The sequence below is a fragment of the Nonomuraea sp. K271 genome (assembly GCF_009908215.1).
In the GTDB taxonomy this organism is placed as follows: domain Bacteria; phylum Actinomycetota; class Actinomycetes; order Streptosporangiales; family Streptosporangiaceae; genus Nonomuraea; species Nonomuraea longispora.
This window is the reverse complement of sequence record NZ_JAAAHR010000142.1, coordinates 1-26,354: the sequence shown is the minus strand read 5'-3', so window position 1 is coordinate 26,354 and position 26,354 is coordinate 1. Positions and strand designations below refer to the sequence as shown.

Sequence of the window (26,354 nt, the reverse complement as noted above, 5' to 3'; positions counted from 1 at the left end):
GCGGGGGACCGGGTCGGCCTCCAGCCGGCGCAGCCGCTCGTGGGCGTTGCGGACCCGGCTCGCGATCGAGCTCTGCACCCGCCCCGCGTTCCGGTCGTAGGCCATCTTGTTGTTGTCGCGCATCACCCGCCCCGCGGCCACCCGGTGCGCCGTGGTGGCCGCGTGCTCGCGCACCTGGCGCACCTCCTCGCGCCAGGCCGCGTACGACTGCTCCCAGCGGGCCCTGGCCGCCGCCTTGGCGGCGAGGAAACCGGTGTAGCCGCCGCCGAACCGGGTGACGGCGCCCCGCTCGACCTCGAACACCGCCGTGGCCACCCGGTCGAGGAAGATCCGGTCGTGGGACACGGCGACCACCGTGCCCCGGTGCTCGCGCAGGCGGTCTTCGAGCCAGGCGAGCGCCGATGCGTCGAGGTGGTTGGTCGGCTCGTCGAGCAGCAGCACCTGGGGCGAGGCGGCCAGCACGCAGGCCAGGCCGAGCCGCGCCTGCTCGCCGCCCGACAGGCTCGACAACACGCGGTCGCGGCCCACGTGGGCGAGGCCGAGGCCGTGGAACGCCCTGTCCACGCGCGTGTCCGCGTGCCAGCCGTCGCGCGCTTCGTACGCCGTGAGCAGCTCGCCGTATTCGTCCATGACGTCGTCGGTGAGCGACGACTCCAGCTCGCGCATCCGGCGTTCCATGGCGCGCAGGCCGGCCAGGGCGGCGTCGATCGCCTCCTGGACCGTCTGGAGCGGCTCCCGGCCGAGCTCCTGACCGAGCGTCTGGCCGAGCGTCTGGCCGAGGTAGCCGGCGTCGTGCGACACGGTGATCTCGCCGTCGTCGGGCGTCTCGGCCCCGGCCAGCAGCCGCAGCAGCGTGGACTTGCCCGAGCCGTTGTCGCCGACGACGCCCGCCCGCTCGCCGGGGCCCACGGACATGGACGCGTCGACGAGCACGGCGCGATCGCCGTAGGACTTGGAAACCTTGCGAAGGCTGATCAGGATGGCACTCCAATCGCAACTGATGTAGCTTTAGTGTGTCATGCGAGGGAGATTAATGCAACTGGAGTAGATTTTGCAGTCGAACAAGCGGCCGGGCGGGCGGAGCGCGCGCGTGCGCGACGCCGTACGCCGGGCGACGCTCGCCGAGCTGGGCGAGCACGGCTACGCGGGCTTGACGGTGGAGAACGTCGCCGAGCGTTCAGGGGTGCACAAGACGACGGTCTACCGCAGGTGGGGCAACGTCACGGGGCTCATCTCCGACGCTCTCGACCTGGCCACCGACGAGCCGTGGCCGATCCCCGACACCGGCTCGATCGAGGGTGACCTGCGGGGCATCGTCCAGCTGGTGCGCAGCGGGTTCGACGATCCCGAGCTGGGGCCGGTCTCGTCGGCGTTCGTGGCGGCCGCCATGCAGAGCCCCGACGCGGCGCGTGCGCTGCACGCGTTCTTCGCGGCGCGGCACGAGCAGTCGGCCGAGGTGGTCAGGCGGGCGGTCACGCGGGGCGAGCTGCCGGGCCACGTCGACGTCCACGAGGTGATCAGGGTCGCGGTCGCCCCCGTCTACTACCGGCTGTTCGTCGCGCACGAGCCGGTGAGCGAGCAGGACGCCGACCGCGCCGCCGACGCCGCGCTCGCCGCCGCCCGCGCCGGCGTCCTCTAGCGAGGCCATGGGCGGAGTCCGTCCGCCGGTTCGAGGCGCGCGCTCAGGGCTCCTTCTGGGCGCGCAGCTCGAAGTCGTCGAACGTCGTCTTCAGCAGTGACGTGCCGTCCTTCGGCGTACGCGCGAACAACCCCACATGGCCGTTGCCGATCCCGTTGGGGTCGTCCACCTGGTGCACCCGCTGCTCGTTCACCCACATCGTCAGCCGCACCGCCGTCCCCCGCTGCTCGCACGACGCCACGATGCGGGCGGGCTTGCCGGGCAGCCCGTCGACCTGCACCGGCTGCGCCAGCGTGCCGCCGGCGCCGTCGAAGATGCGCCGGATCCTGGCCTGCCCCTTCGTGTCGATCCCGAACTCGTAGTAGGTGTCGTCCTCGGGGTTGTGGCAGTAGACGCCGTATTCACCGGCGCCCACCGCCTTCTTGACCTCGGAGGTGACGGCGACCACGACGGACGACGGCAACATCGGCGTGGGCGTGGCCGACGGGTCGGGCGTGCTCGTGGGCTCGGCGACGAGGAAGGGGATGGGCGCCTCCGCCCAGCGCTCCTCGTTGTACTCCTCCACGTCCAGCCCGTAGGTGCCGTCCGTGCGGTATCCGTAGCTGGAGCTCTGGTCCGGGTCGTAGGTGCCGTTCCAGCCGCCGGTGGTCTGCGTGAAGTCCTCGCGGTAGAGGACGCGCAGGTCGTCGGGCGGCCCGTCGGGGCCGAGCAGCGTCCACGCGGTCACTCCGCCGGCCACGACCAGCGCCGTGGCCGCCGCGATCCCCGCGATCAGCTTCCCGCGCCCTTTCGCCGCGCCCGGTCGCACGTCGGTGTGGGCGGTGGCGGCCTGCTGCCAGGTCACCTGTACGGTCTGCGCCGCCTGCTCGGGAGCGGCCGACCGCCCGACGAGGTGGTCGAGCAGCTGCTGCGCGGTCGGCCTGGCCGCCGGATCCTTGCGCAGCGCGGCTCCGACCAGCTCGCGCAGGCCGGGTTCTACGGCGTTGAGGTCGGGCTCGGTGTTGAGCACCTGGTAGACGATCGCCGGCAGCGTTTCGCCGCCGAAGGGCGCCCGCCCGCTGGCCGCGTACGCCACCAGGCAGGCCCACGAGAACACGTCGCAGGCCGGGGACACCGGTTCGCCCCGCAGCACCTCGGGAGCCATGTAGCGGGGCGTGCCGACCAGTTCGCCGGTCCCCGTGACGCCGCCGAGCGTGTCGAGCGCCCGCGCGATGCCGAAGTCGATCACCCGCGGGCCGACGGGCGACAGCAGCACGTTGGACGGCTTGAGGTCTCTGTGCACGACCCCGGCGCCGTGGATGGCGATGAGCGCGGTGGCGACGTTGACGGCCAGCGCGTCGAGGCTGGACCCGCGCAGGGGCCCCGAGCGGTGTACGGCCTCCTCGAGGTTGGGGCCCGGCACGTATTCGGTGACCACGTAGAGCTGGTCGTCGTCGAGCGCGGCCTCGATCACCGCGGCGGTGCAGAACCTGCGCACCCGCTGGGCCGCGTCGGCCTCCCGCCGGAACCGCATGCGGAACTGCTCGTGCTGGGTGAGTTCCGGGTTGATCACTTTGACGGCGACCCGCTGCCCGGAGGGATCCTCGGCTAGGTGGACCGTGCCCATCCCGCCTCGGCCCAGCACGCTCAGCAGCCGGTAGCGCCCGATCTGGGATGGTTCACCGCTCACGCCGCGCTAGCTTACCGATATCGGCCCCACTCGGCGCAGACCCGTACGGAACCCGCGTGAGCCGCGCGTACGCCGCCGCCGCGGCCGCCCGGCCCCCACGGGTGGGGGCCGATCGGCGACAGACGCTGCGGCATGCTTCCCCCCGTACGGGGGAAGAAGGGCAGCCTCGGGGGCAGAGGTGAACGACTTGCGTTCCGGACGCTGAGAACATATGTTCGATAGGTAAGCGCCCGCCTTCCCCCGGGCGGCTCCACATGCAGACCAGAGCCGGCGGGGAGAAGCGTCTTGAGCAGACTCTATGGCGATCCGATAGAGGTGTGGACCAGAGACGGCGAGCCGACCCAGTTCGTCTGGCGCGACCGCCTCTATCTCGTGCGCCGGATCCTCGACCACTGGGTGGTCGCGCGCGAATGGTGGAAGACGAGCGAGGGCGATCCGGGCGAGCGCCGGTTCTGGCGGGTCGAGGCGGGCCCCGGCCGCGAGGTGGGCTCCTACGAGCTGCGCTACGACACCGCGGGCAACGGCTGGCTGCTGCTGAGGGCGTGGGACTGATGGCGCCCCCGTTCCCACACCTCAACGTGTGCTCGGCCTACTCCATGCGCTACGGCACCGCCTTCCCGCGCGCGCTGGTGAGCCGGGCGGCCGAGCACGGCATGGACATCCTGGCGCTGACCGACCGCGACGGGCTCTACGGCGCGATCAAACACGTCCAGGCGTGCGCGGAGGCCGGCATCGCGCCGGTGCTCGGCGTGAACCTCGCGCTCGACGTCCCCGCGCCCAGCCTGCTGCCAGGGCTGCCGCCGCCCCGCCGCCCCCGGACCGGCCCCGGCGCGGAGGACCGCGTCACGGTGCTGGCCCGCAGGGGCGGCTGGTCCCGCCTGTGCCGCCTGGTCACGGCCGCCCATCACGCCGGTGAGCGGGGCGAGCCCAGGCTGACCCGCGAGCTGGCCGGCGAGTGGGCGGGCGGGCCCGGCGGCGAGCACGGGTTCGGCGCCGACGACGGGCTCGTGGTGCTGCTCGGCCCGAGGTCCGACGTGGGCCGCGCGGTGGCGGAACGCCGCGACGAGCAGGCCAGGACGCTGCTCGGCCTGTGGCGGGCCGCGGTGCCCGGCGTGGTGATCGAGCTGGTCGACCAGTACGGCTTCCGTGACGCCATCACGGCCGTGCGCATGCTCGCGCTGGCCGAGTCCATGGGCGTGCCGGCCGTGCTGACCAACGCCACCCGCTATCTCGACCCGGCCGACCACCAGGTCGGCGACGTGCTCGACGCGGCCCGCCAGCTCGTCCCGCTGCACCCTCGCCACCTCGACCGCACCACCTCGCACGCCTACCTCAAGAGCGGCAAGGAGATGAGGCAGGTCGCGGCCAAGGTCTGCGGCGCCGACCAGGAGCGGGTGGCGAAGCTGCTGTTCACCACCAGGCGGCTGGCCGAGGCGTGCGCGATCGACCCCCGCAGGCTGCTCGCGCTCCGGAACGACCCGCCCGACCTGCACCTGCCCGAGATCGGCCGTGACCCGGTGCCGCTGCTGCGTCACCGGCTCGAGGACGGCCTGCTCGCGCGCGGCCTCGACCGTTCGGCCGACGCCAGGCTGCGCCTCCAGGACGAGCTGGCCATCATCGAGAAGAAGCGGCTGTCCGGATATTTCATCGCCGTGGCCGGCATCACCGACATGATCCGCGGCATGGGCGTCCGCTGCGCCATCCGCGGCTCCGGAGCGGGCAGCCTGGTCAACTACCTCATCGGCATCGGCGAGGTCAACCCGCTCGATCACGGCCTGCTCATGGAACGTTTCCTGTCGGAGGGCCGCATCGGGCTGCCCGACATCGACATCGACGTCGAATCGGCCCGCCGCCTCGACTGCTACAAGGCCATCTTCGAGCGCTACGGCGAGGCGCGCGTGGCCTGCGTGTCCATGATGGAGACCTACCGGGCGCGCAGCGCCATCCGCGACGTCGCCGGCGCGATGGGCCTGCCGCCGCACGAGATCGACGCCATCGCCAAGGCGTTCCCGCACATCAGGGCCAGGCAGATCACCGCGTCGCTGAACGACCTGCCCGAGCTGCGCGAGAGCCGGCTCGGCGACGCGGGGCTGGAGCGGGTGTTCCGGCTGGCGGAGAAGCTCGACGGCCTGCCCAGGCACATCGCGCTGCACCCGTGCGGCGTGCTCGTCGGCAACGCGGGGCTGCGCGACAGGACGCCGGTGGAGCGCAGCCTGCTGGAGTTCCCGATGTCGCAGTTCGACAAAGAGGACGTCGAGGAGGCCGGACTGCTCAAGCTCGACGTGCTGGGCGTGCGGATGCAGTCGGCGCTGGCGTACGCGCTGGGCGAGATCAAGCGGGTCGACGACGTCGTGGTCGAGCTGGACACCCAGCAGGGGGACGACCCGGAGACCCAGTACGTCCCCCACGACGACCAGGACACCTACGACATGATCAGCGCCGGCCGCACCCTCGGCTGCTTCCAGATCGAGTCGCCCGGCCAGCGCGAGCTGGTCGCCAAGCTGGAGCCGCGCAGGATGCACGACCTGATCGTGGACATCTCGCTGTTCCGCCCTGGTCCGGTCAACTCCGACATGGTCACCCCCTACCTGGAGGCCAGGCACGGGTGGCGCAAGCCGTACTACCCCCACGAGAGCCTGAGGGAGGCGCTGAAGGAGACGCACGGCGTCGTAGTGTTCCACGAGCAGGTGCTCAGGATCATCTCGGTGATGACCGGGCGCGACCTGTCGTTCGCCGAGCTGCTGCGGCGCACCCTGGACACCCCGGAGGGGCGCGAGCGGGTACGCAGGACGTTCGTGCCCATGGCCAGGGCCAACGGTTTCGGCGACGCGGCCGTCGAACGCGCCTGGAAGGTGCTGGACGCGTTCGGGGCGTTCGGGTTCTGCAAGGCGCACGCGGCGGCGTTCGCGCTGCCCACCTATCAGTCGGCCTGGCTGAAGCGGCACCACACGGCGGCGTTCTTCGCCGGCGTGCTCACGCACGAGCCCGGCATGTACCCACCGCGCGTCATCATCGACGAGGCCAGGCAGTGCGGCATCAAGATTCTTCAGCTCGACGTCAACAAGTCGGGCAAGGACTGGCAGGTCGAGCGGCTCGGGCCGCGCGTGCGGGTGCGCGTGCGCCCGTCCGAGCTGGGCGACGGCCCTGCCGGGCGGCGCGGCTTCCGCCAGGAGGAGATCGGCAAGGGGTACGCGTTGCGGGTGCCGTTCTCGGCGGTCAAGGGGGTGAGCGAGGCGGAGGTCGAGCGCATGGTCGCCGGGCAGCCGTACACCTCGCTGGCCGACTTCTGGGACCGCGCCCGGCCCTCCCGGCCCACGATCGAGCGGATCGTCCAGGTCGGCGGCCTGGACGTGCTCCACGACCTGCACCCGGGCGGGCCCCGCTGGCGTCCTGGCGAGCTGACCCGCCGCGACCTGATCGCCCAGGTCGGAGCGCTCGACCGGGCTTCGGGGACCGGGGTGCGGGCCGGCCCGCGCAGGTCCAGGCGCTACGCGCCCCCGCCCTCCCGGGAGGAACATCCGTCCGTGCAGCTCCCGCTCGGCTTCGGCGAGCACCTCCCGCCGGGCGAGCTGCCCGAGATGACGGAGACGGAGATGGTCGAGGCCGAGCTGGAGATCCTCGGCATCGACGTCAGCCGGCACGTCATCAGCTTCCACGACGAACTGCTCGACGCGCTCGGAGTGGTACGTTCCAGAGACCTCCTCGGCCGGCGCAACGGCACGGAGGTGCTGGTCGCGGGCGTCAAGGTGGCGACCCAGACACCCGCCGTGCGCTCGGGCCGGCGGGTCATCTTCGCCACGCTCGACGACTCTACGGGGCCGGTCGACCTGACGTTCTTCGAGTCGGTGCAGGGGCGGTGCGCCTCGATCGTGTTCGGCTCGTGGCTCATGCTGGCCAGGGGAGTGGTCAGGCGCACGGGCACGCGGGCGGTGTCGGTGCGCGCGCTCGACTGCTGGAACCTGGTGGATCTCGACGCGCTCCGGCGCTCCCAGGGCATCGAGGCGGTCCGCGCCGCCATCACCCAGACTCAGGAGGACCTCGCGGGGGTCGGAGGCCGCGCCATCGAATATCCCAACGGGTTCAGGCTCTCGCCCTACTCCGATATCGGCCCCGCCGTCACCGAACCGCCCAGGCGGCTCTGGCACGCCAGCCCGGGCAGCTCAGGCCCCACCGCCGCCTGAACCACTGAGCGCACCGCGGGAACGCGTCCCTTCCTCACGGGAACCACGCGCAGGTGCGGTGACCTAGCCGGCGCGTCCGATCGGGGTGGAGCCCGGGGCCGGGCGCGGCTCGGGGGCGAAGGCGCGTACGGTGCCGAGCTCCGCCTGCCGGGGTGCCCGGGAGCCCCGCTGGAGCCGGGTCAGCTCGCGTACGGTGGCCGCGCACAGCAGGGCCGCCAGCGCCGAGCAGGTCAGCTCCAGCAGGCCCACCCCCGTCAGGTCGAGCTCCGACGAGCCGAGCGGCAGTCGCACGGTGACCAGCGTCAGCATGGCCAGCCAGCTCACCCACCAGCCGGTCAGCAGCGCCAGCCACCGGCCGCGGCGGCCCGCGGGCGGCCGGGCGCCGCGCCACACCTCGTCGACCAGCACGGCCGGGGCGATCAGGTTGACGCCCGGGATCAGCCAGGCGGCCGCCACGGGGCCGGTCGCGGCCGAGCGGTCGTTGGCCTGCCTGGCCCGCACGAGCCAGGTCACGTAGGTGGCGGCGACCGCGACGGAGGTGCCCGCCACCAGCATCATCAGCACCGCGAACACCGTCACCGCCCCGACAACGGCCTCCGCGTCGGCCCCTGTGGGCCGGCCGCCGAACGCGGCGAGCTGCACGGCGAGGTCGCGGCCCCGCGCCTGCTCGAAGATCATGAGAGCGCCGATGGAAAGGACCTGGGCGACCAGAGTCACGTGTACGGCGAGGGCGGCTCTCGCGGGCGATGCCTGGGTGTGGCGCACGTTGTTCTCCCATGGCCATGCGCTGAGGTTCTGACTCACTTGTATCCCGTGAGCCCTCCTGTTAATCAGCTCACCACGCCGGATTCCCACGCCCACGCCGCGATCTCCACCCGGTTCCTGACTCCCAGCTTGGCGAAGATGCTGCCGAGGTGCGTCTTGACCGTCGACAGCGACACGAACAACTCCGCGGCCACCTCCTGATTGGTGCGGCCCCTGGCGATCAGGCGTACGACGTCCAGCTCGCGATCGGTCAGCGGATCGTTCACCGGAGCCGGGGCACGCCGGGGCTGGGCCACGTGCTGGAGCAGCCGTACGGTCACCGACGGCGACACCAGCGCGTCGCCCGCCGCCGCGGCCCTGACGGCCTCGATCAGCAGCGTGGGCCCGCTGTCCTTGAGCAGGAACCCCGTCGCGCCTGAGCGCAGGGCTCCATAGACGTACTCGTCCAGGTCGAAGGTGGTGACGATGACGACCCGGAACGGGTTCTCGACCCCCGGCCCCGCCAGGACCCGGGTCACCTCCAGGCCGTCGAGCTTGGGCATCCTGATGTCGAGCAGGCACACGTCGGGCCTGAGCCGGCGGGCCTGCGCCACGGCCTCGGCGCCGTCGGCCACCGCGGCCACGACCTCAATGTCCGGCTGCGCGTCCAGAATCATCTGGAAGCCGGTGCGTACCAGTTGCTGATCGTCGGCGACGAGAACCCGAATAGTCACGCCCCAACTTTAGAGATCGGCCGTTCGGCCGATGCGGTTCTGGCCGCCCGGCCGATCCGCCGCACCCCCGGCCGCCCCGAGGCTGGACGTCATGAACGACGTGCTTGTTGGACGAGGCCTGGCCAAGAGGTTCGGGCAGACGGTCGCCCTGGGCGGAGTGGACATCGCGGTGCGCGCCGGCGAAGCCGTGGCGATCATGGGCCCGAGCGGCTCGGGCAAGTCGACGCTGCTGCACTGCCTGGCCGGGATCATGAAGCCGGACGCGGGCGAGGTGCACCTGCTCGGCCGGCGCATCGACACCATGTCCGAGCGCAGGCGCAGCGCGCTGCGCCGCACCCGCTTCGGCTTCGTCTTCCAGTTCGGCCAGCTCCTGCCCGAGCTCCCGGCGGAGGAGAACGTGGCGCTCCCCCTCATGCTGGACGGGGTGCCGCGAGCGCAGGCCGTGCGCCGGGCGCGCGAGTGGTTCGCGCCGCTCGGCCTGCAGTCCATGGAGGGCAGGCGGCCCGGCGAGCTGTCCGGCGGCCAGGCGCAGCGGGTGGCCATCGCCAGGGCGCTGGTGAGCCGCCCGGCCGTGGTGTTCGCGGACGAACCCACGGGGGCGCTCGACCAGCGGACAGGGCACGACACGATGCGGCTGCTCGCGGAGGCGACCAAGCACAACGACGCGTCCCTGATCGTCGTCACCCACGACCCGGAGGTGGCCGCGTGGTGCGACCGCGCGGCCGAGGTCCGCGACGGCCTGATCGTGCCGAGCGGGGTGCGCGCGTGAACCTCGCACTGACCTGGCGGCTGCTGAAGGGCGGCGGCAAGGGGATGCTCGGCACCTGGCTCACCCTGGCCGCCGTCGCCGTGTCCACGGCGCTGCTGCTGTTCGCCGTGGCCGCGAACTTCGCCTTCGAGGCCAGGGGCGAGCGCGGCGCCTGGCGCAACCCGGTGCCCGCGGCGTCCGGCGCGGTAGCCGTCCAGGCGGCCCGCTACGACTACGTACGCGACCAGGCGATCACCGTCGTCGACCTGGCCGCGCTCGGCCGGGCGCCCGCCCCGCCCGGCATGCCGCGGTTCCCCGCCCCCGGCGAGGTGTGGCTCTCGCCCGCGCTGGCCGAGCTGGCCGCGCGGCTGCCCGCGGCCGAGCTCGCCGACCGCTACCCCGATCCCGCGGGGGTGCTCGGCGACGAGGCGCTGATCCATTCGGACGAACTCGTCGCCGTCGTCGGCCACGAACCCGGCGCGCCCGCGCTGACCGCGAAGCGCAGCGACGACTGGGTCATCTCCAAGCCGCCCACCAAGGTGGCCGATCTGGCGGGCGCGCCGAGCGAGGACTCGCAGGCGTACCGGGTGCTGGCGCTCATCGCGAGCGTGCTCATGGTGGTGCCGCTGCTGGTGTTCGGCGGCGCCGCGGCCAGGCTCACGGTGGCCAGGCGCGACCAGCGGCTGGCCGCGCTGCGGCTGGTCGGCGCGACGCCGGGCCAGGTCGTCGCCATGACCGTGGCCGAGGCGATGATCGTGGCGCTGGCCGGCGCGCTCGTGGGGACGGTCGCGTTCGCCGTGGCCGTGCCGCTGCTGGCGGGCATCGAGATGCAGGGCGGCCCCTGGTTCGCCGCCGACCTGTTCCCCGGTCCGCTGGTCCTGGCCGCGGTGCTGGTGGCGGTGCCGCTGCTGGTGGGTCTGTCCGCGGTGATCGGGCTGCGGCGCGTCGTGGTGAGCCCGCTCGGCGTGGCCAAGCGGGAGACCCCGCCCGCCATGCGGTTCGTACGGGTGCTCGCCCTGCTGGCGGTGCTGGCCGTGTTCCCGATGCTGACCAGGGGCTCCAGCGTCACGATCATCGCCGTGGCGCTCGGTCTGGCGTTCCTCTGCGTCAATCTGGCCGGGCCCTGGGTGGTGGGGGTGATCGGCAGGATCACGGCCGCGAGCGCGCGGAGACCGGCCCGGCTGCTGGCGGGCCGGCGGCTGGTGGACGACCCGCGCTCGGCCTGGCGCACGGTGAGCGGCGTGGCGCTGACCGGATTCGTGGCGGGCTTCCTCGGCCTGCTCAGCCCGGGGGCGTTCGAGGGCGAGACCGGGCCGCCCCAGCTCCGGGTCACCGCGCCCGCCGGACAGATGACGAAGGTGACCGGGCAGGCGCGCGAGCGGCTGGAGCGGGCGAAGGTGACGGCCACCGTGGAGGCGTCGGACCAGGTCGTCGTCGCCGCTCTGGGCAGCTCCGCCGACGCCGCCGCCGTCGACCGGGCGCGCACCGCGCTCGCCGGGCTCGTCCCCGGCCGCACCCCCACGACGAAGACGGACGACCAGCGCTTCGGCGTGCAGATCCTGGCCGACGTCCGCGTGGGCACGATCGTCGTGCTGTCGGTGTCGTTCCTGGTGGCCATCGCCAGCGCGGGCATCACGGCCGCGTCGGCGATCCTGGACCGGCGGCAGACGTACGGGCTGCTGCGCCTGGCGGGCACGCCGCTGGAGGTGCTCGACAAGGCCCGCCGCGCCGAGACGCTCATCCCGCTGGCCGTGATGGGCGGCGGCGCGATCCTGGTGGGGGTGTTCTGCGCGACGCCGTTCATGCTCGGCGGGATCAGCACGGTGGGCGCGGTCACGCTGCTCGCCTGCGTCGTGGCCGGCTTCGCCGGCGTGTTGGGGGCAGGCGCGCTGAGCAGGCCGCTGCTGCGGTCGGTGACCACCGACCCGGCGCCGCGCCCCGACTGACCGGCGTGCGGGGGCTCAGCCCAGCACGAGGTCGCGCACCAGCTTCAGCGAGGGCTCGTCACGCGGGCCCATGACCAGCAGGCTCGTGACGGGGCTGGCGTGCCAGAGCTCCAGGCGTTCCTTGATCCGGCCGGGCGGGCCGACGAGCGAGATGCCGTCGGCCAGCTCGTCCGGGATCGCGCGGAACGCCTCGTCCTTCTTTCCGGCCAGGTAGAGCGACTGGATGTGCTCGGCGGCCTCGGCGTAGCCCATCCTGCCGATGATGTCGGCGTGGAAGTTGCGCTGCTTCGCCCCCATGCCGCCGATGTAGAGGGTCAGCATCATCTTCACGCCGTCCAGCGCGGAGCGCACGTCGTCGGAGATCACCACCATCACCATGGCCGCCACGTCGAAGCCCGCGGGCGCGTCCGCGAGTGACGCGCCGTACATCTCCTCGATCTTGGAGGGGAACGCGAACAGCGGAAGCCAGCCCTGGGCGATCTCGGCGGCCAGGGCGACGTTCTTCGGGCCCTCCGCCCCGAGGTAGACGGGGATGTCGGGGCGGAGCGGATGGGTGATGAGCTTGAGGGGCTTGCCCAGCCCGCCCGCGAGCGGGAGCGGGTAGTGCGGGCCGTCGCTGGTGACCGGCTCCTCGCGGCGCCACACCTTGCGCATGATCTCGACGTATTCGCGGGTCCTGGCCAGAGGCTTGGCGAACGGGCTGCCGTACCAGCCCTCCACGACCTGCGGGCCGGACGCGCCCACGCCCAGCAGTAGCCGGCCGCCGGTGAGGTGGTCGAGGGTCATCGCCGTCATCGCCGTCGTGACGGGCGGCCTGGCCGAGATCTGGGCGATGGAGGTGCCCAGTTTGATGCGGCTGGTGCGCGCGCCGTACCAGGCCAGCGGGGTAAAGACGTCGCTGCCGTACGCCTCCGCGGTCCACACCGAGTCGTAGCCGAGCCGCTCGGCGGCGAGCACCGACTCCGTTGCGTCGTCGGCGTCGCGCTGCCAGTAACCGAGATTCAGGCCGAGCTTCATGATCCACCTCCGGAGGTAGATTCCATTACCCCCGCGGTCCCCTTCAGTGTCAATGCACATCTCGCGGGAAGTGGAAGCCGTGTGCTGAAGGCTCTGTCCCGACTCGTCTGCCTGCTGCTCCTCCTGCCGGTGGGCGGGACCGCGGTGGCCGAGGGAGTCCCCCGGCCGAACATCGTGTTCGTGCTGGCCGACGACCTCGAGACCGGAACGCTCGGCCATTTCCCCAACATCACCCGGCATCTCGTCCACCAGGGGGCGTCGTTCGACCGGTATTTCGCGACCAACCCCTGGTGCTGTCCGTCGCGGGCGTCGACGCTGCGCTCGCAGTACGTCCACAGCCATCGCGTATGGACCAACACCGCGCCGGAAGGCGGGTTCGACCGCTTTCATGCGCAAGGGCTGGAACGTTCCACCATCGGGACGTGGATGAAGCAGGCCGGCTACCGCACCGCCCTCATGGGCAAATATCTCAACCACTATCCCGGCGTCACGGCCCAGGAGACATATGTGCCGCCCGGCTGGGACGAGTGGGCCGTGCCGGTGCGCAAGCTCTACCAGGAGTACGGCTACCGGCTCAACGAGAACGGCCGCGTGGCCGACTACGGCTGGTCGGAGAGCGACTACCTGACCGACGTGCTGTCCCGTAAGGCCCGCGACTTCGTGACCGCGTCGAAGGACCCGTTCTTCCTCTACCTGGCGCCCATCCCGCCGCACAACCCGGCCAACCCCGCACCCCGGCACGCCGGCGCGTTCCCCGACGCCATGGCGCCGCGGTCCCCGTCGTTCGACCAGGAGGACGTCAGCCGAGAGCCGCTGTGGGTGCGCGAGCTGCCCAGGATCGGCCCGGCCGGCGCCGAGAACATCGACGAGCGGTTCCGCGCCAGGCTGCGGGCCATGCTCGGCGTGGACGACCTCGTCGGCTCGCTGGTGAAGGCCCTGCGCGAGTCGGGCAAGCTCGGCGACACCTACATCTTCTTCGCCTCCGACAACGGCTTCCACCTGGGCACGCACCGGCTCAGGCGAGGCAAGACCACCCCGTTCGAGGAGGCGGTGAGGGTGCCGCTCGTCGTGCGCGGCCCCGGCGTCGCCGCCGGCTCCAGAATCGACCCGCTGACCTCCGCCGTGGACCTGCCGGCGACGTTCGCGGCGCTGGGCGGGGCTCCGCTTCCGCCGTTCGCGGAGGGCCGTTCGCTGGTGCCGCTGCTGGGGGGCCACCCGCCGGCGCAGTGGCGCAGGAACGTGCTGGTCGAATTCGCCAGGCCGGCCAACAGGGCGTCGGCTCGGCAGACTCCGGTGCCCGGCTATCGAGCGTTGCGTACGGATCGCTACACCTATGTCCGGTACGACACGGGGGAGCGGCAGCTCTACGACCTGCACGCGGACCCGTACCAGCTGGACAACCTCGCCGCGAGCGCCGACCCCGCGTTGCTCGCCGGGCTCGAACGGCGGCTGCAGGCGATGATGGCCTGTTCGGGTGCCACCTGCAGGCAGGCGGACACGGTTCAGTGACCGGACAACGACGGGTACGCGTGCGCCAGGTGCTCCGTGACGGCCCTGGCGGCCTCGTCCGCGTCGCCGGCCTCGACGGCTCGCAGGATGCGTACGTGGTCGGCGCGCAGGATCGCGGTGTCGCCGAGGCGTTCGACCGCTTCGACCGCGTACCTCCGCATCGAGTCGCGTAGCGAGCGCATGATGGCCGCGACGAGCCGGTTGCCGGACGCGTCCGCGATCGCGCAGTGGAAGGCGGTGTCGTGCTCGACGAACTCCTCCGCCGTGCTCGCCCCGTCCATCCCGGAAAGGGCGGCGGCGAGCGCGGACGTGTCCGCCCCTGCCGAGGCGGCGTGGGAGGCGGCCCACTGCTCGATCATGTGCCGGGTGCCGATGACCTCGCGCAGTTCCAGGCCCGCCATGCCGAGGTGGAGCCGGAGCAGGTCGGTCAGCGCCGTCTCGGGGCGTGAGGTCAGCACCGCGCCCGCGTCGGGGCCCCGGCCCACCTGGGAGGAGACCACGCCGAGCGACTCCAGCACGCGCATGGCCTCGCGTACGGACGAGCGGCTGACGCCGAGCTGCTCGGCCAGCCGGCGCTCGGGAGGCAGCCGGTCTCCCGCGGTGAGGCCGTCCTCCGCGATGCGCCGCTCGATCTGGGTGAGCACCTCTTCGAACGTCCGCGTCCGTTTCACGGGACGCCAGCCGCCGTCGCCCAACGGAACCTCCCATGGTGGCCGGAAAGATTGTGGTTCGGTATGGTCTGACCATACTGTGGTCGGACCATACCTTGGAAGGAGAGTCGTGCGAGTCGCCCTGTTCATCACGTGCGTGAACGACACGCTCTTCCCCGGCACTGGCAAGGCCGTCGTGTCGCTCCTGCGCAGGCTCGGCTGCGACGTGGACTTCCCCGTCGCCCAGACGTGCTGCGGGCAGATGCACGTCAACACCGGCTACAGGCAGGAGGGCGTGCGGCTGGCCCGGCACTTCACCGAGGTCTTCGCCGGGTACGACGCGGTCGTGTCGCCGTCGGGGTCGTGCGCGGCCATGGTCCGCGAGCAGTACCCGAAGCTGGCCGGGCCGGGCAGCAGGGGAGCGGCGGCGATCGCGGAGGTCACGCCGAAGATGTACGAGCTGTCGGAGTTCCTGGTCGACGTCCTCAAGACAGACGATGTAGGCGCATACTTCCCGCACCGGGTGACATATCACCCGACGTGCCACTCACTCCGCGGGCTCCGCCTGGGCGACCGGCCCGCGCGGCTGCTGCGGAACGTCCGCGGGCTCGAACTCGTGCCGCTGCCCGGCGAGGAGGAGTGCTGCGGCTTCGGCGGCACGTTCGCGGTCAAGAATCCGGCCGTCTCCGCCGCTATGGGCGCCGACAAGACCCGCAACATCCTGGACACGGGGGCCGAGGTGATCTGCGCGGCGGACAACTCGTGCCTGATGCACATCGGCGGAACCCTGAGCCGCCAGAGGACCGGGGTCAGGACGATGCACCTGGCCGAGATCCTCGCATCGACGGAGGAGGCCCAATGAGCGCGACTTTCCTCGGCATGCCCGGAAATTTCCCGGAAAACGCCTCGGAGGCCGTACAGAACTCCCAGCTCCGCTACAACCTCCGCAAAGCCACCTCCACCATCCGCGGCAAGCGCGCCGGCGTCGTCGCCGAGCTGCCCGACTGGCAGGACCTCCGCGCGGCCGGCAAGGCCATCAAGGACCACACCCTCCGCAACCTCGACCGCTACCTCGTCATGATGGAGGAGGCGGTGACCAGGGCGGGCGGCACCGTCCACTGGGCCAGGGACGCAGCCGAGGCCAACCGCATCGTCACCGGCCTCGTCCAGGCCACGGGCGAGCGCGAGGTCGTCAAGGTCAAGTCGATGGCCACCCAGGAGATCGGGCTCAACGAGGCCCTGGCCGAGCACGGCATCGAGGCGTACGAGACCGACCTCGCCGAGCTGATCGTCCAGCTCGGCGACGACTTCCCCAGCCACATCCTGGTCCCCGCGATCCACCGCAACCGGTCCGAGATCCGCGAAATCTTCCTCGACAAGATGCCGAAGGTCCCGGAGAACCTCACCGACGACCCATCCGCCCTGGCCGAGGCGGCACGGCTTCACCTGCGCGAACGTTTCCTCAGGAGCAAGGTCGCCATCTCGGGCGCGAACTTCATGGTGGCCGAGACCGGCACCCTGGTCGTGCTGGAGTCGGAGGGCAACGGCCGCATGTGCCTGACCCTCCCGGAGACGCTCATCAGCGTGGTGGGGATCGAGAAGCTCCTCCCCGCATGGCGGGATCTCGAGGTGTTCCTCCAGCTCCTGCCGAGAAGCTCCACAGGCGAGCGGATGAATCCCTACACGAGCATGTGGACGGGCGCCGTCGAGGGCCAGGCCTTCCACCTGGTCCTGCTCGACAACGGCCGTACCGACGTGCTCGCCGACGAGGTGGGCCGCCAGGCGCTGCGCTGCATCCGCTGCTCGGCCTGCCTGAACGTGTGCCCGGTCTACGAGCGCGCGGGCGGCCACGCGTACGGCTCGGTCTATCCGGGCCCGATCGGCGCGATCCTCACCCCGCAGCTCAGGGGCATGTCGTCCGAGCTCGACGCCTCACTGCCGTTCGCCTCCAGCCTCTGCGGCGCCTGCTACGACGTCTGCCCGGTGGCCATCGACATCCCGGAGGTCCTGGTGGACCTGCGCTCCAAGGCCCCGCACCCGGCCGCCGAGCGGGCGGGCATGAAGGTCGCAGGCTGGATACTCAACGACCACGTACGGCTCGCCCAGGCCCAGCGCCTGGCCGGCCGCCTGCGCGGGCTGCTGCCGAAACGGCTGCCGGGGCCGGCGTCGGCGTGGACCGACACGAGGGACCTGCCCGAGATCCCGGCGGAGTCGTTCAGGGACTGGTGGGAGAGAGGAGGCCGGGATGACCGCACGTGACGAGATCCTCGCCAGGATCGGCCGGGCGGTGGCGGGCGCGCCGGACGTCGAGATCCCCCGCGGCTACCGCACGACCCAGCAGGCCGGCGACCTGGTGGAGCTGTTCGCCGAGCGCGTCGGCGACTACCGCGCGATCGTGCACGTGATTCCCGAGGCCGACGTGCCCGGCAGGATCGACGAGCTCGCCGGCGGTCGCCGCATGATCGTCCCCGACGGATTCGACCGCGCGGGCGGCTGGGCCGACCTCGGCACGGCCGACGGCGTGATCACCGGCTGCGCCGTGGCCATCGCCGAGACCGGCACGATCGTCCTCGACCACGGCCCCGGGCAGGGCACACGAGCGCAGACGCTCGTCCCCGACCACCACCTGTGCGTGGTGCGGGCCGGCCAGATCGTGGCCGGCGTGCCCGAGGCCATCGCCAGGCTCGACCCGTCGCGCCCGCTCACCTGGATCAGCGGCCCGTCGGCCACCAGCGACATCGAGCTCAACCGGGTCGAAGGCGTGCACGGCCCCAGAACGCTCGAAGTGATCATCAGTACCTGAGCACGGCCGCCACGTCGGTGACCGCGTCGGTGAACCACAACTCCGCGTCCGTCATCGCGGTGGCCCTGACCAGGGCGGAGTCCGAACGTTCCGGCACGGGCTCCGGCACGCCCCAGCGCCGCAGCTCGTCCGGGTCGGTGGCGAGCTGGGTGCCGCCCTCGCCGATCCAGACGGGCTTCGGCAGCTCGCCGGGCGCGAGCACGGCCTGCACCCGGCCCTCGCGCAGGGCGTGCGCCACCCTCGCCATCCCGGTGGGCCCGTTCGTCTCCTGGTGACGTTCGAGCAGCTCGGCGCGCTTGCGGTCGAGCCAGCCGTCCAGCGCCCGCTCCGCGTCCTCCTCGAACTGGCCGTGGTTGGAGCGGCTGCCGTGCTCGACCATCAGCACCCTGTCGGCACTCTTGGTGCCGAGGTGCTGCAGCAGGTAGGAACGCGACTTGGCCTCGCCCGCCACCAGGATCAGCTCGGGCCCGATGCGGCGTGCCTGCTCGTCGACCTCCTGGGCGACGGCCACGGCGTTCTTCTCCCAGGTCTCGTCCACGGCGCGCTCGTACCGCTTCTGCGACCAGCCGCCCTGAGAGGTCTTCTGCAGCGGCCACGAGGCCGCCTCCACGACGGTACGGCGCGGCGACCCGGCGCCGAACACCGTCACCTCCGCCCCCGCGTGGTCCACGATCACGCGGATGTGCGGCACGTTCTCGCCGCGCTGCATGAGCATGGGCGTGACACACGGCAGCGGCGACCACAGGGCCAGCGGGTGCGGCGGCTCCACGAGCGGCTCGCTCAGCAGCACCTCCCCGTGGGCTGCGAACAGCGCCCGGCCCGGCGTGGCCAGGCGGATCTCCTCCTCCAGCGCGTCCAGGGTGGCCTTGCGGCTCTCACCGTTCACCTCCAGCCGGTCGCGCAAGCTGCGCCACTGGGCCTTGCGCTCGGGGATGGTGAACGCGCCCAGGTAGACCGAGGCGTACGGGCCCTGCCGCTCGTACAGCCGGCGGAGCAGGTCGAGCCGCACGTCACCACCTCCGCTTCTCGACGCCGAGCCCGAGCGCCTCCGCCACCTCCGCCACGTTCGTGAAGCGGCGCTCCGGGAGGGAGTCCACCATGTCGGCGACCTCGTCCGGCGCCTCCATGCGCTCGGCGTGCTGGACCAGGTCCTGTTTCGACGCGGGCCAGTGCGCGTCGCTCAGCCACTTGGCCAGATCGCTGCGGACGTCGACACCCCGTTGCGTGATGCCCTCCGCGGTGCCGGGCTCGTGTCCTGGCGGGTACGACTGCGACTCCTCGCCGGGAGCGGGCATGGCCTCGGGCTCCTTCCACTCCTCGGCGTGCGTCGTGCCGCCGCCGCGGACCATGCCCTCGGTCTCGTGCTTCTGCTCTTCGTCGAGCCGGGGACCGTGCTTGTCGCTCCCACGTTCCATGGTTCTCTCACTCCTCTCAATTGCGCTCCTACCCCTGCTTTCGTGGGCAAACATCGCGAGTGTGTACCCTGCCCAGGGTGTTCGATCCCGACGTGAGCATCCCCACGGAACGGCTGACGCTGCGGCCGTTCGGCCTCCAGGACGCTGCGCGGATCCGTGCCATCGTCAAGTCCGACGCCCGGTTCCTGCCGCCGGGCGCGCCCGACCGGGCCGCGGGCGTCCCTGCCTGGCTGGCCAGGGGCGTGCACGAGCTGCGCCGCTCGGGGCAGGGCGTCCACCTGGCGATGATCGACTCCGACGGCCTCGTCGTGGGCGCCATCAGCCTGTTCAAGACCTCGTGGAGCGCCGGCACCACCGAGGTCGGCTACGGCGTCCACCCGCTCTACCGAGGCCGCGGCTTCGCCACGGAGGCCCTACGAGCGCTGGTGGCCTGGACGTTCGAGACCACCGGGCTGCGCAGGATCGACCTGACCGCCGGCATCGGCAACCTGGCCTCGCTGCGCGTGGCCCAGAAAGCGGGCTTCACCTGGGAAGGCGTGCTACGGGCCGCGGTGCTCGACGACGACGGACCGCACGACCTCGTCATGTTCGGCCTGCTGCGCGAGGACCGCCGCGTTCCCTCCGACACCCTGCCCAGGACGGAACTGCGCACGGAACGGCTGCTGCTGCGGCCGCCCGCACCCGACGACGTCCCCGACCTCGCCGCCACGGCGGCCGACCCGGTCACCCAGGCCAGGACGGGCGTACCGCGCGGCTACACCGAAGAGCACGCGCGGGAGTTCGTCGACTTCTGCGAGCGCACCCGGATCAGGGGAGCGGGCATCGCCTGGACCGCTGTGGATCGCGACACCGGCCGCTACGCCGCCACCGTGGACCTCAGGGACGTCGACTGGTCTCACCGGACCGCCGAGATCGGCTACATGACCGCTCCCTGGGTACGCGGCAGGGGGTACGCGGGCGAAGCCGTGCTCGCGATCGCGCGCTGGCTGTTCGACCGGCACGGTTTCCACCGGCTCGAGTTGCGCGCCTCCGTGCGGAACACCGCCTCCCAGCGCGTCGCGGAGAAGGCCGGCTTCGTCCGCGAGGGCGTCGCCCGCGCCTCACTCGGCGGCGACGACCTCGTCGTCTACAGCCTCATCCCGTCCGACCTGGCCTGAAGGCACGCCGGACTTTCCCTCCCACCCTTTGTGAAACCACCCGGTAGCCGTCACCCTTGAGATGAGGGACGGTGAGGCGTGATGATCACGGTGGTCGGCTGGGACGGATCCGAGCTCTCCCCCAAGGCGGCGGAGAAACTGCGTGAGGCCCGGCTCGTCATAGGTCCCGACGCCATTCTCGGGCGGCTCAAGCTCTCCGCCCCGGCCGTGGGGGACGGCTCGCTGCTGGAGACCCTCGACGACCACCTCGAACACGGCGAAGGGCCCGTGGTCGTGCTCGCCGAGGGCGATCCCGGCTTCTTCGGCGCCGTACGCACCCTGCGCGCCCACGGCGTCAAGCCCACCGTGCTGCCCGCGATGTCGCCGGTCACCCGCGCCTTCGCCTGTGCGGGGCTCAACTGGGACGACGCGCTCGTCGTCGCCCCCTCAGGCCCCGGCGAGCTCGGCCGCGTCGTCAACGCCTGCCGCGCCCACCCCAAGGTGGCGCTGCTCGTGGCACCCGGCGTCGGCCCCGGCGAGGTGGCCAGGGAACTGGCCCCCACCACGCCCCGCACGCTCCTCGTGTGCGAGAACCTCGGCGGACCCGACGAGCGAATCACCCACAGCCGCATGGGCGAGGCCACGACCCGGCCGTGGAAGGACCCCGACGTGCTCCTCGTCATCGACCCGCTCCACCAGCCCAGGGAGCCGAGCTGGGTCGCGGGGGCGCGGCCGGGGCCGGCGGAGTGGGCGCTGCCGTTCGAGGGCGCGCTGCCCGCGGAGGCCAGGGCGTACATCCTGGCCAAGCTCGGCCCGCGCCTCGGCGACCTGGTGTGGGACGTCGGCGCGGGCGCCGGCGAGATCGCCGTCGAGTGCGCGAGGCTCGGCGGGGCCGTCATGGCCGTCGAACGCGACGAGGCGGCGTGCGCCCGGCTGCGCGCCAACGTGCTGGAACACGGCGTCAAAGTGGCTCTGACCAGGGGACAGGCGCCGCCCGCGCTCGAGCCGCTGCCCGACCCCGACACCGTCTACGTGGGCGGCGGCGGGCCCGACGTCATCGTCGCCTGCGCCGCCCGCCGCCCGCGCTCGCTCGTATGCGCGGTCAAGAAGCTTGAGCAGGTGCCCGCCGTGCTCGACCGCCTCCGCGAGCAGGGATACCGTGGTGCAGGCACCCAGATCCTGGCCTCCACGCTGACGCACGACCCCGGCGGCTCCCACCACCTGACCGCCGCGGAACCGGTTTTCGTGGTCCACGCGACACCCGCGCACACAACGTGACCTGTTCCCTACCGCTGTGCATCGGTTATCCTCGCGTGACTTTGTCTAACGCACCGGAGAATTCCTCACAATGAAGCCGCCGCTCCTGCTGATCGGGCAGGGCTCACAGGATGACGCCTACGCCGCGGAGTTCGGCAGGTTCGTACACCGGCTCCGCTGCCGCCTCGACCAGACGGGCGCCGACGTCTCGGGCGGCTACCTGGAGCGGGCCACGCCGAGGCTGAGCGACTCCGTCGCCTCCCTGGTCGCCAGGGGGCACCACCGGCTCGTGGCGCTGCCGCTGAGCCTCAGCAGGGTGAGCGACGACTTCCCCGCCGCGATGGCCCGCGAGCAGCAGCGCCACCCCACGCTGATGTACGACTACGGCCGCCCGCTCGGCCCCGACCACCGCGTGCTCGCGCTGCTGGCCGAACGGCTCAACGACGCCGCCACCGAGATCTCCAGGCCCCGCGCGCTCGAACTGGCCGGCGCCAGGCCGCGGCTGCGGGCCGTCGACTCGCTGCCCCCCGAGGAGTACAACGCGCACGTCGAGCCGGGTGACACCGCTGTCGTCCTGGTCGGCGAGGGCTCGACCGACGCGGCCGCCAACGCCGAGATCCACCGCGTCTCGCGGCTGTTCTGGGAGACGCACGCCTACGACTTCATGACCGTCGAGACCGCGTTCGTGTCCGTCACCCCGCCGGGGGTCCCCGGCGGTCTCGAGCGCTGCCGCCGCCTGGGGGCCAAGCGGGTGATCGTGGTGCCCTACCTGCTGTTCGCCGGCGGCCTGCTGGAGCGCGTGTGGGCGCAGGCGCTGGCGTACGGCGCGGGGCACCCCGATCTCGACATCCGCTGTGCCGAGGTGATCGGCGACTGTGAGACGCTGGCCGATGTCGTGATCGACCGCTACGAGGAAGCACTCCAGCTCGTCCCGCGACCGTAGGTCCGCGGCCCCGCGGCCTTCTCGACCGTGGATCCACCGCTCGTCCCGCTCTCCAAGATCCACCAGCTGGTCCCCGCTCCCGGAGGCTCACTCCAGCTCGTCCATCGACCGGAGGTTGCCGTGCTCGCAGAGACGCTCGCCGCGATCCGCCCCGCCGACCAGCGGGCGCTCGCCGAGGCCCGCGCCCATCAGGATCGCCTCACCAAGCCCCGCGGCTCGCTCGGCGCGATGGAGGACGTCGCGGTCCGGCTCGCCGGCGCGGCGGGCGCCTGCCCGCCGCCCGCCCCCTGGCCGGCGGCGCTGGCCATCTTCGCCGCCGACCACGGCGTGCACGCGCGAGGTGTCTCCCCGTGGCCGCAGGAGGTCACGGTGCAGATGGTCGCCAACTTTCTCTCCGGCGGCGCGGTCGCCAACGCCTTCGCCGCCCAGGCGGACGTGCCGGTGACGGTGGTGGACGTCGGGGTCGCGGCCGACCTGCCCGACGCGCCCGGCCTCGTCAAACACAAGATCGCCTACGGCACGGCGGACCTGTCCCAAGGGCCCGCGATGACCGTCGACCAGGCCGTCAGGGCGCTGGAGGTCGGCATCGTCGTCGCCAGAGGCCTGGTCGCGGAGGGCGCGCGCTGCCTGATCGCCGGCGACATGGGCATCGCCAACACCACCGCCTCGGCCGCCCTCGTCTCCGTCTTCACCGGCAAGGACCCGGCCGAGGTGACCGGCAGGGGCACCGGCATCGACGACAGGACCTACGAGCGCAAGGTCGCCACCGTACGCAGGACGCTGCAGGTCAACGGCCTGGCCGCCGGCGCGGAGGGCCGCGGCTCCAGCGTGCCGCCGCCCGGTGAGGCGCGGCCGCTGTCCGCCGGCTCCTCGCCCAGCGAGGCGCTGCGGGCCCTGGCCGCCGTGGGCGGGTTCGAGCACGCCGCCATCGCCGGCTTCATCCTGCACGGCGCCGCGGCCCGCGTACCGGTGATCCTCGACGGCATGATCGCCGGTGCAGGCGCCCTCGTGGCGGCCGCGCTCGACCCCGCGGCCATCGACCACTGCGTCGCCGGTCACCGCTCCGCCGAGCCGGGCCACGCCGTCACCCTCGACCACCTCGGCCTGCGGCCCCTGGTAGACCTGGAACTGCGGCTCGGTGAGGGAACCGGCGCGCTGCTCGCGCATCCGCTGGTGTGCGCGGCCGTGCGAGTGATGCACGACGTGGCCACGTTCGACGCGGCAGGGGTGACCGAGAAGCCCGTGTGATACCTGGAGATGGTGAGCTTGTCCCGCTACGGCCCCATGTACGGCCCTGACATCACGTTCCTCGGTGTCGACCGCTGCGACGTGGCAGACCCGGCGAGCTACGAGGACGCCGACGTGGTCATCGTCGGAGCCCCGTTCGACGGGGGCACCTCCAACCGCCCCGGCGCCAGGTTCGGGCCGATGGCGCTGCGCCAGGCCTGCTACCTGCCGCACGACGGTTCCAGGCCGAGCCTGGCGCTGCGCGTCGACGCCCTGCGCGACCTGCGGGTGCTGGACGCGGGCGACGTCGAGTGCTACTCGGGCGACGTGGAGGGCTCGCTGGACGCCATCGAGGAGGCGGTGCACCGGGTGGCCGCCTCGGGCTGCGTACCGCTGGTGCTCGGCGGTGACCACACGGTCGCGCTGCCCGACGCCAGGGGGACCGCCAGGGCGTACGCGCCCGGCCGTACGTCGATGATTCATTTCGACGCGCACGCCGACACGGGGAACATCTCGTTCGGCCACCTGTACGGCCACGGCCAGCCGATGCGGCGCCTCATCGAGTCGGGTGCCATCCGGGGCGACAGGTTCCTGCAGCTCGGGCTGCGCGGCTACTGGCCGGAGCCCGAGACGCTGGACTGGATGGCCGCCCAGGACATGCGTTCGTACGAGATGACCGAGATCGTCGCCCGCGGGCTCGAAGAATGCCTCACCGAGTCGTTCCAGATCGCGCTCGACGGCTGTGACCAGGTCTTCCTGTCCGTCGACATCGACGTGTGCGACCCCGGTCACGCGCCGGGCACCGGCACGCCGGAGCCCGGCGGGCTGACGGCCAGGCAGCTCCTCGACGCGGTCCGCAGGATCTGTTACGAGTTGCCCGTGGCGGGGATGGAGGTGGTGGAGGTGGCGCCGCCGTACGATCACGCGGACATCACCGCCTACCTCGGGAACCGGGTTATCCTTGAGGCCTTGTCAGCGATGGCCAGACGCCGCAAGGACGACCAGGGCGGGCCGCGCTGGAATCCCCGTCAGCCGCTCCTCGACGGTCGCCAGTCCGAGCGCAGCACTTCGACGCAGTGACAGCCGGTAGGTTTTACGTCCTAACACAACCTTCGCGAACGGGAGATTCCCCCCATGGGTCCCTACCTCCTCGGCCTGCGGCTTTCCGGCCGCCGGGTCCTCGTGGTGGGCGGCGGGCGCGTCGCGCAGCGGCGGGTCCCCGCGCTGCTGGACGCCGGCGCGGAGGTCACCGTCGTCTCGCCGGGTGTCACCCCGGCCCTCGACGACCTCATCGCCGCGGGCAGGGTCGCCTGGCACGCCCGGCCCTACGAGGTCGGCGACTGCGACGGGGCCTGGCTCGTGCAGGCCTGCACGGATGACAGGGCGGTCAACACGGCGGTCGCCGCCGAGGCCGAGGCCAAGCGCGTGTGGTGCGTGCGGGCCGACGACAAGGACGCCTCCGCCGCCTGGACCCCGGCGACAGGCCGCGTCGACGAGATCAGCGTGGCCGTCACCGCGGGCGGCGACCCGCGCAGGGCCGCCGGCATCAGGGACGCCGTCGTCGGTGCGTTGCGCGACGGCACGGTCGACGCCCGGCGCAACCGCACCAAACCCGTCGGTGTCGCCCTTGTCGGCGGCGGGCCCGGCGACCCCGGCCTGATCACCGTGCGCGGCCGCCAGCTGCTCGCGCAGGCCGACGTGGTGGTGGCCGACCGGCTCGCGCCCCGTGGCCTGCTCGACGAGTTGGCCCCCGACGTCGAGCTGGTCGACGCGGCCAAGGTCCCCTACGGCAGGGCGCTGTCCCAGGAGACGATCAGCGAGCTGCTGGTCGACCGCGCCAGGCAGGGCAAGTTCGTGGTCCGGCTCAAAGGCGGCGACCCGTTCGTGTTCGGGCGCGGCGGCGAGGAGATGATCGCCTGCGCCCATGCGGGCATCCCGGTGCTGGTGGTGCCGGGCATCACGAGCGCCGTCGCGGTCCCCGCCTCGGCCGGGGTGCCGGTCACCCATCGAGGCGTCAGCCAGGAGTTCCACGTGATCTCCGTGCACGTGGCGCCCGACGACCCCCGGTCCACCGTCGACTGGCCCGCGATGGCCCGTTCCCAGGGCACTCTGGTGTTGATGATGGCCGTCGAGCGGCTCGCGAAGGTGGCCGAGACACTCGTTCGAGACGGACGTGCGCCGGAGACTCCCGTAATGGTGGTGCAGGACGGTACCCTTCCGACGCAGCGGGCGGTCACCGCTTCGCTTTCCACCGTGGCCGACCGCGTGTCCGCGGCTGGGATCCGCCCGCCCGCGATCGTCGTCGTCGGTGACGTCGTGAGGGTCGGCCAGGAGGTCGAGATGGTTCGAGCGGAGCGCATGCCGTGAACACGGCCATGGATGACGGGCGGCAAGAGTCACCCGGGGAGCAGACGACCAGCTTCCGCCCGGTGACTGACGATGACCTCGACGAGGTCCGGGACGACAGCGCCCCGGAGGGGGCGCGAGAGGAGCCGGAGGCGGTGGACAGGCGCGCACGTGAGCCGTCGGCCTCGCAGAAGCCCGCGGCGGCCGAGAATCCTTCCATTGCGCTTCAGGCCGACGAGGAGCCAGGGCGGCCGTCCCTGTTCGAGAAGCCGGCGGCCCTGCGCGCGCCTGCGGATGCCGACGAGACCGGCGCGGCCGAACGCCCCTCCCTCTTCGTCAAGCCGGCCTCACTCGGCGGCCCAGGCCCCCGCAGCACCCCCGCGCCAGCAC

24 protein-coding genes are annotated in these 26,354 nt (G+C 72.3%); 16 read left to right on the top strand and 8 right to left on the bottom strand.

All coding sequences use genetic code 11. From position 1 onward, the window contains the following. Window positions 1-933: ATP-binding cassette domain-containing protein (locus tag GUY59_RS35255; protein WP_330849278.1), on the bottom strand; the 933-nt coding region annotated here is incomplete at its 3' end. Window positions 934-1,051: 118 nt separating this feature from the next. On the opposite strand from GUY59_RS35255, the gene GUY59_RS35250 reads away from it, so the two are divergent. Then, the gene (locus GUY59_RS35250; protein ID WP_201761711.1) at window positions 1,052-1,639 is read left to right on the top strand and encodes a TetR/AcrR family transcriptional regulator; all 588 of its coding nucleotides are present in this window, start codon (window positions 1,052-1,054) and stop codon (window positions 1,637-1,639) included. 43 nt (window positions 1,640-1,682) lie between these two features. On the opposite strand, the gene GUY59_RS35245 is transcribed toward GUY59_RS35250, so the two are convergent. Next, complete coding sequence (locus tag GUY59_RS35245; protein WP_201761710.1) at window positions 1,683-3,308, bottom strand: serine/threonine-protein kinase; 1,626 nt, start codon at window positions 3,306-3,308, stop codon at window positions 1,683-1,685. A 285-nt stretch (window positions 3,309-3,593) separates the two neighbouring features. Here GUY59_RS35245 and GUY59_RS35240 point away from each other — a divergent pair, with 285 nt between their 5' ends. Together GUY59_RS35240 and GUY59_RS35235 are read left to right on the top strand one after the other, a co-directional pair. Then, complete coding sequence (locus GUY59_RS35240; protein ID WP_165974685.1) at window positions 3,594-3,860, top strand: DUF6504 family protein; 267 nt, start codon at window positions 3,594-3,596, stop codon at window positions 3,858-3,860. Then, the gene (locus tag GUY59_RS35235; protein ID WP_171055389.1) at window positions 3,860-7,489 is read left to right on the top strand and encodes a DNA polymerase III subunit alpha; all 3,630 of its coding nucleotides are present in this window, start codon (window positions 3,860-3,862) and stop codon (window positions 7,487-7,489) included. Before GUY59_RS35240 ends, GUY59_RS35235 begins: the two co-directional genes overlap by 1 nt. A 63-nt stretch (window positions 7,490-7,552) precedes the next feature. Here GUY59_RS35235 and GUY59_RS35230 read toward each other — a convergent pair whose 3' ends face one another. Both GUY59_RS35230 and GUY59_RS35225 read right to left on the bottom strand, forming a co-directional pair. Further along, on the bottom strand, window positions 7,553-8,254 hold the full coding sequence (locus GUY59_RS35230) for a DUF4328 domain-containing protein (RefSeq protein ID WP_252374937.1): 702 nt from the start codon (window positions 8,252-8,254) through the stop codon (window positions 7,553-7,555). Window positions 8,255-8,319: 65 nt separating this feature from the next. Next, window positions 8,320-8,967, bottom strand: a complete 648-nt coding sequence (locus tag GUY59_RS35225) for a response regulator (protein WP_132336014.1) — start codon at window positions 8,965-8,967, stop codon at window positions 8,320-8,322. Between the two features lie 91 nt (window positions 8,968-9,058). Between GUY59_RS35225 and GUY59_RS35220 the strand changes: the two genes are divergently transcribed. Together GUY59_RS35220 and GUY59_RS35215 are read left to right on the top strand one after the other, a co-directional pair. Further along, window positions 9,059-9,736: an ABC transporter ATP-binding protein gene (locus tag GUY59_RS35220; RefSeq protein WP_132336012.1), complete on the top strand. Its 678-nt coding sequence runs from the start codon at window positions 9,059-9,061 to the stop codon at window positions 9,734-9,736. Then, window positions 9,733-11,661, top strand: coding sequence for an FtsX-like permease family protein (locus GUY59_RS35215; protein WP_138200964.1), 1,929 nt, complete (start codon window positions 9,733-9,735; stop codon window positions 11,659-11,661). Before GUY59_RS35220 ends, GUY59_RS35215 begins: the two co-directional genes overlap by 4 nt. A 15-nt stretch (window positions 11,662-11,676) precedes the next feature. Here the strand turns inward: GUY59_RS35215 and GUY59_RS35210 are convergent, their stop codons facing one another. Continuing rightward, window positions 11,677-12,678: an LLM class F420-dependent oxidoreductase gene (locus tag GUY59_RS35210; protein ID WP_138200963.1), complete on the bottom strand. Its 1,002-nt coding sequence runs from the start codon at window positions 12,676-12,678 to the stop codon at window positions 11,677-11,679. A gap of 81 nt (window positions 12,679-12,759) precedes the next feature. On the opposite strand from GUY59_RS35210, the gene GUY59_RS35205 reads away from it, so the two are divergent. Further along, window positions 12,760-14,187 carry a sulfatase family protein gene (locus GUY59_RS35205; RefSeq protein WP_138200962.1) on the top strand — a complete coding sequence of 476 codons (1,428 nt, stop codon included), beginning with the start codon at window positions 12,760-12,762 and terminating at the stop codon, window positions 14,185-14,187. Here the strand turns inward: GUY59_RS35205 and GUY59_RS35200 are convergent. Further along, complete coding sequence (locus GUY59_RS35200) at window positions 14,181-14,858, bottom strand: FadR/GntR family transcriptional regulator (protein WP_252374936.1); 678 nt, start codon at window positions 14,856-14,858, stop codon at window positions 14,181-14,183. The two genes, GUY59_RS35205 and GUY59_RS35200, sit on opposite strands and share 7 nt — an antisense overlap. Window positions 14,859-14,967: 109 nt before the next feature. On the opposite strand from GUY59_RS35200, the gene GUY59_RS35195 reads away from it, so the two are divergent. Genes GUY59_RS35195 through GUY59_RS35185 form a run of 3 tightly spaced genes read left to right on the top strand, consistent with a single transcriptional unit; the run spans window position 14,968 to window position 17,640 of the window. Next, entirely contained in the window at window positions 14,968-15,699 is a 732-nt protein-coding gene (locus GUY59_RS35195) for a (Fe-S)-binding protein (protein WP_138200960.1), read from the top strand. After that, window positions 15,696-17,096: a lactate utilization protein B gene (locus tag GUY59_RS35190; protein ID WP_138200959.1), complete on the top strand. Its 1,401-nt coding sequence runs from the start codon at window positions 15,696-15,698 to the stop codon at window positions 17,094-17,096. The genes GUY59_RS35195 and GUY59_RS35190 overlap by 4 nt, the downstream gene beginning before the upstream one ends. Then, entirely contained in the window at window positions 17,083-17,640 is a 558-nt protein-coding gene (locus tag GUY59_RS35185; RefSeq protein ID WP_138200958.1) for a LutC/YkgG family protein, read from the top strand. Before GUY59_RS35190 ends, GUY59_RS35185 begins: the two co-directional genes overlap by 14 nt. On the opposite strand, the gene GUY59_RS50225 is transcribed toward GUY59_RS35185, so the two are convergent. Together GUY59_RS50225 and GUY59_RS35175 are read right to left on the bottom strand one after the other, a co-directional pair. After that, entirely contained in the window at window positions 17,630-18,649 is a 1,020-nt protein-coding gene (locus tag GUY59_RS50225; protein WP_138200957.1) for a baeRF2 domain-containing protein, read from the bottom strand. The two genes, GUY59_RS35185 and GUY59_RS50225, sit on opposite strands and share 11 nt — an antisense overlap. A gap of 1 nt (window position 18,650) precedes the next feature. Next, on the bottom strand, window positions 18,651-19,055 hold the full coding sequence (locus GUY59_RS35175) for a DUF2795 domain-containing protein (RefSeq protein ID WP_138200956.1): 405 nt from the start codon (window positions 19,053-19,055) through the stop codon (window positions 18,651-18,653). Window positions 19,056-19,132: 77 nt separating this feature from the next. On the opposite strand from GUY59_RS35175, the gene GUY59_RS35170 reads away from it, so the two are divergent. From GUY59_RS35170 to GUY59_RS35140, 7 genes are all read left to right on the top strand, one after another. Beyond that, window positions 19,133-20,212 carry a GNAT family N-acetyltransferase gene (locus tag GUY59_RS35170; RefSeq protein WP_161714853.1) on the top strand — a complete coding sequence of 360 codons (1,080 nt, stop codon included), beginning with the start codon at window positions 19,133-19,135 and terminating at the stop codon, window positions 20,210-20,212. 81 nt (window positions 20,213-20,293) lie between these two features. After that, window positions 20,294-21,469: a precorrin-6y C5,15-methyltransferase (decarboxylating) subunit CbiE gene (gene cbiE / locus GUY59_RS35165; RefSeq protein WP_138200993.1), complete on the top strand. Its 1,176-nt coding sequence runs from the start codon at window positions 20,294-20,296 to the stop codon at window positions 21,467-21,469. Between the two features lie 70 nt (window positions 21,470-21,539). Beyond that, on the top strand, window positions 21,540-22,391 hold the full coding sequence (locus GUY59_RS35160; RefSeq protein ID WP_138200954.1) for a sirohydrochlorin chelatase: 852 nt from the start codon (window positions 21,540-21,542) through the stop codon (window positions 22,389-22,391). Window positions 22,392-22,511: 120 nt separating this feature from the next. Continuing rightward, window positions 22,512-23,639, top strand: coding sequence for a nicotinate-nucleotide--dimethylbenzimidazole phosphoribosyltransferase (locus GUY59_RS35155; RefSeq protein ID WP_138200992.1), 1,128 nt, complete (start codon window positions 22,512-22,514; stop codon window positions 23,637-23,639). Between the two features lie 9 nt (window positions 23,640-23,648). After that, complete coding sequence (gene speB, locus GUY59_RS35150; RefSeq protein WP_236667803.1) at window positions 23,649-24,698, top strand: agmatinase; 1,050 nt, start codon at window positions 23,649-23,651, stop codon at window positions 24,696-24,698. Between the two features lie 54 nt (window positions 24,699-24,752). After that, window positions 24,753-25,985 (top strand): uroporphyrinogen-III C-methyltransferase, encoded by a 1,233-nt coding sequence (gene cobA, locus GUY59_RS35145; RefSeq protein WP_138200953.1) that lies wholly within the window; start codon window positions 24,753-24,755, stop codon window positions 25,983-25,985. Between the two features lie 62 nt (window positions 25,986-26,047). Further along, window positions 26,048-26,354 (top strand): hypothetical protein (locus GUY59_RS35140; protein ID WP_442939052.1); only part of this gene is annotated, 307 nt, incomplete at its 3' end.